The sequence below is a fragment of the Micrococcus sp. APC 4021 genome, assembly GCF_030407635.1.
GTDB lineage: Bacteria > Actinomycetota > Actinomycetes > Actinomycetales > Micrococcaceae > Micrococcus > Micrococcus luteus.
Map to the genome: position 1 here is coordinate 1 of NZ_JASDCZ010000162.1, position 3,981 is coordinate 3,981.

At 74.4% G+C, this 3,981-nt stretch carries 4 protein-coding genes, 1 tRNA gene and 1 pseudogene; 3 read left to right on the plus strand and 3 right to left on the minus strand.

Going from position 1 to position 3,981, the window contains the following annotated elements; genetic code table 11:
• Both QL983_RS10610 and QL983_RS10615 read left to right on the plus strand, forming a co-directional pair.
• A partial coding sequence (locus tag QL983_RS10610; protein WP_290152931.1) for a hypothetical protein occupies positions 1-498 on the plus strand: 498 nt, incomplete at its 5' end.
• A 44-nt stretch (positions 499-542) separates the two neighbouring features.
• The gene (locus QL983_RS10615) at positions 543-1,502 is read left to right on the plus strand and encodes a diaminopimelate dehydrogenase (RefSeq protein WP_098094361.1); all 960 of its coding nucleotides are present in this window, start codon (positions 543-545) and stop codon (positions 1,500-1,502) included.
• Between the two features lie 55 nt (positions 1,503-1,557).
• On the opposite strand, the gene QL983_RS10620 is transcribed toward QL983_RS10615, so the two are convergent.
• Positions 1,558-2,538, minus strand: coding sequence for an AEC family transporter (locus tag QL983_RS10620; protein WP_290152932.1), 981 nt, complete (start codon positions 2,536-2,538; stop codon positions 1,558-1,560).
• 260 nt (positions 2,539-2,798) lie between these two features.
• On the opposite strand from QL983_RS10620, the gene QL983_RS10625 reads away from it, so the two are divergent.
• Positions 2,799-3,245 carry a DUF2087 domain-containing protein gene (locus tag QL983_RS10625; RefSeq protein ID WP_290152933.1) on the plus strand — a complete coding sequence of 149 codons (447 nt, stop codon included), beginning with the start codon at positions 2,799-2,801 and terminating at the stop codon, positions 3,243-3,245.
• A gap of 167 nt (positions 3,246-3,412) precedes the next feature.
• Here the strand turns inward: QL983_RS10625 and QL983_RS10630 are convergent.
• A tRNA-Gly gene (locus QL983_RS10630) sits at positions 3,413-3,486 on the minus strand.
• Positions 3,487-3,585: 99 nt separating this feature from the next.
• Positions 3,586-3,774 (minus strand): annotated as a pseudogene (locus QL983_RS10635) (cation:proton antiporter); the annotation flags it as partial.
• Positions 3,775-3,981 lie beyond the last annotated feature (207 nt).

Consider the following 3,981-nt stretch of genomic DNA (forward strand, 5'->3'; position numbering starts at 1 on the left):
GTGCGGCTCGCCGCGGGTGCGGTGGTCCCGGGCGTCATCGCCGCCGCCGCGGCGCTCGCGGCCCTGCAGGTGTTCGTCCTCAACCCGTTGGCCGCCGCGCCCGGCGACCGCGGCCTCGGGAGGATCTACGCGGACCTGAGCGCGGCGGGCCAGCTCGGCGTCCCCTTCGTCCTGTCGGCCGTGATCCTGGCGGCCGGGCTCGGCGTGGCCGCCGTCCTGTGGTTCCTCACGTGGCGTCGCGAGGAGGTCGACCCGCTGGCGGTCCTCGCCCTGGGCCTCGCCTCGCTCGTCGCCGCGTCCCCGGCCTACTTCATGGCCTCGTTCGGGCCGGGCATGGCGCTCGCGGACACCTACGGCATCGGCGGGGCCGACCACAGCCCGTGGGCCTGGCCGATCTACGTGGTCAGCATGCTGGCGTTGACGGGGCTGGTCGCCGTCGTCGTGCTCCTGCTGCGCGGTCCGGCGGGCGGACTCGGCGCCCCGCGGCGCCGGGCCTAGGCTGGCGGGACCGACCTGACCACGACCCCACCAGGAGGACGCACATGACCATCCGCGCCGGCATCGTCGGATACGGGAACCTCGGCCGCAGTGTGGAGAAGCTCGTGAAGCTCCAGCCGGACATGGAGCTGGTGGGCATCTTCTCGCGCCGCACCGGCCTGGACACGGACACGCCCGTGCTCCCGGCGGAGCGAGCCGCCGAGCACGCCGGGGAGATCGACGTGCTGTTCCTCTGCCTCGGCAGCGCCACGGACATCCCTGAGCAGGCGGCCGGCTACGCGCGGCACTTCACCACCGTGGACACCTACGACAACCACCAGCTCATCCCGGGGCACCGCGCCGAGATGGACGCCGCGGCCCGGGAGGGCGGGCACGTGGCGATGATCTCCACCGGCTGGGACCCGGGCCTGTTCTCGGTGAACCGGGTGCTGGGCGCCGCGCTGTTCCCGCAGCCGCAGCAGAACACGTTCTGGGGCAAGGGTCTCTCGCAGGGCCATTCCGACGCCGTCCGGCGGGTCCCCGGCGTGCGGCGCGGCGTGCAGTACACGATCCCCAGCGAGGAGGCGATCGCCGAGGCCCGCGCCGGACGGGGCGCCGAGATCACCGGCGCCTCCGCGCACGTGCGTGAGTGCTACGTGGTGGCCGACGAGGCCGACCACGCGGCCATCACCGAGGCCATCACCACGATGCCCGACTACTTCGCCCCGTACGAGACCACCGTGCACTTCATCTCCGAGGAGGAGTTCGAGCGCGACCACCAGGGCATGCCGCACGGCGGCCACGTCGTCACCTCGGGCGACCTCGGCGGCTCGCGCAGCGCTGTCGAGTTCGTGCTGGAGCTGGAGTCCAACCCCGACTTCACCGCCGCCGCGCAGGTCGCCTACGGCCGCGCAGCCGCGCGTCTGAAGGCCCAGGGGGAGACGGGGGCGCGCACCGTGCTCGAGGTCGCCCCGTACCTGCTCTCGCCCACGGGGCTGGACGAGCTGATCCGCCGGGACGTCTGAGCCGCGGCGAGGCGTCCGGCGCGTGACACCGGGCCGGGCGCCGCCGTCGTCGGCCTCAGGCCAGCAGCAGGGCGACGGCGATCATCGCCGGGATCGCGACGATCGTGGTGACCAGGATCGTGTCCTTCGAGACGCGCAGCCCCGCGTCGTAGCGCACGGCGGTGACGAACACGTTCTGTGCGGTCGGCAGGGAGGCCAGGACGACGGCGACGAACACGTGCCGCGCATCCAGGCCGAACACGAACTGCGCGAGCAGCCAGGCCAGCAGCGGATGCACCACCAGCTTCACCGCCGAGGCGAGCAGCACGTCCGCGCGTCGCCCGCCGGCCCGCTCGAGCGGCCGCGAGCCGACCAGCGACATGCCGAACGCCAGGAGCATCGCCGGGATGGACAGCCCGCCGATGAGCTCCACGGACTCCATGAGGGGGCCCGGCAACGACCAGCCGGTGAGGGAGAAGACCAGGCCGGCCACCGAGCCCAGGATCAGGGGGTTGGTGACCGTGTGGCGGACCTGGTCGGCCGCGGCGCGGCCGGGGGAGCGGCGCACCGCCCGGCGCCGGCCCGCCGTCGTGCGTCGCCGGGCCTCGCGCGCGGTGGCGGCGTCCATCGCGGCCACGTAGAGCGGCGTGTAGATCGCCAGCTGGAAGATGAGCGCCGGGGCGGCCAGGGCGGCGTCGCCGAGGACGTAGGCCGCGATGGGGATGCCGAGGTTCGCCGAGTTCACGAGCGAGGCGCTGAGCGCGGACATGATCCGCTCCGAGGCCGACCTGCCCTTCAGCAGCGGGACCGTCACCGCGAGGTACAGTGCGGCCGCGGTGAACGCGGACAGCGTGGCCACCCACAGCTGGGGGCCCAGCACGGCGCCCACGTCCGCGCGGGAGAGCGTGACGAACAGCAGCGCCGGGTTGCCGATGAAGAACGCCGCGCGGGAGAGCACGGTGCGGCCGTGCTCACCGAGCACCCCCGTGCGCCCCACCAGGACGCCCACGAGGATGATCACCCACACGACCGCGAAGCCGGAGAGCACCTGGGTCACGGACGGGCCTCCACAGGTCGGGGTGGGGCGGTCCGCGGCGGGGTCAGGGGCATGGCGCGATCCTACGTCGCGGGCGTCGGCTAGCCTGGATCACGACGGCGGCGCCCACCGCCGAGCGCGCCACGCGGCCCGGTCCCGCGCGGCAGGGCCCTGCAGCCCGGCGCGAAGGGGAGCGGATCCTCGGGCCCACCCGCACGCGACGGACGTCGTCCCCGACCCGCGGCGCGGCATGGCCGGGAGCGCGCCGGCGAGGATGCACCATGACCCGTCAGTCCGACCTCAAGACCCTGATCCGCGCCCGCATGGCCGTCACCGGTGAGCGGTACACCGCCGCGGCGGCGGCCCTCGCCGACGAGTGGCAGTCCGCCGAGCGCTACCACGCGACCGTGCTCGCCCGCTTCTTCGACGGGGACCGGCTGCGCTCCATCCCTGCGCGTCGCAAGCCGCGGGTGGCCGTCCTTCTCGAGCTGTTGCGTCGCTTCAGAGCGGGCCGCGCCTACGCGGAGGCCGAGGTCAACGACCTGCTGCGCCCCGCCCACGAGGACGTGGCCACGCTGCGTCGCGAACTCGTGGACTACGGGTTCCTCGACCGCGCCGACGGCGTCTACCGACTGGCGGACGCCGGGCCCGACCTCGACCCGCGCTTCGCCGCAGACCTGCCGGTCGACCTGGAACGCCGGCTGCGCGAGATCCGCGCGGGCGGTTGAGGGGAGCGGGACCCCGCACGTCGACCTGGAACGCCAGCGGTCGCCATGACACCGGAATGTGGCCGCATTCCGACGTCTTGCGTTCCCGGTGCGGCCGTGGCGGGGCGACGTGGACCGATACGGCCCCGGGTCCCTCGCGTGAGGGGCCCGGGGCCGTCGTCGTGGTGTGGAGCGGGCGACGGGAATCGAACCCGCGTATCTTGCTTGGGAAGCAAGCGCTCTACCATTGAGCTACGCCCGCGCAACCGCTCAGCTTCCGCCTGCGGCGCGGGCACCACCATACACCAGCCCGGCCGTGCGACCGGCCCCGCGTCGTCATTGAGCCCCGCGGACCCGTACGTCAGTGCACCGGGTCCGCTGCGGCGACCTCGCGCGCCCGCACCCGCCGCGTCGCCGCCCGGGCGCGCGAGCGACCGAACGCGTCCGCGTACCGCGTGAGCACCGGCCCGGCGATCACGATGGAGAACTCGCCGCGGATGGTCAGGGCCGCACCCGCGCGCCAGCGGCCGGCCACGCCGTTTCCCGAACGAAAGCGCACCAGGGGCCGCCGTTTCCCGAACGAAAGCGCACCAGGGGCCGCCGTTTCCCGAACGAAAGCGCGCCGGGGGCCGCTGGTAGAGTCCGAACCGCGCCCGGCCGCGGCCGGACGCGTCCGGCAGCCCCTGTCCCGGAAGGACGTCCCATGCGCGACACCACGGCCGACGCGGCCCAGGTCCCCGCCCGCCCCGACGACGCG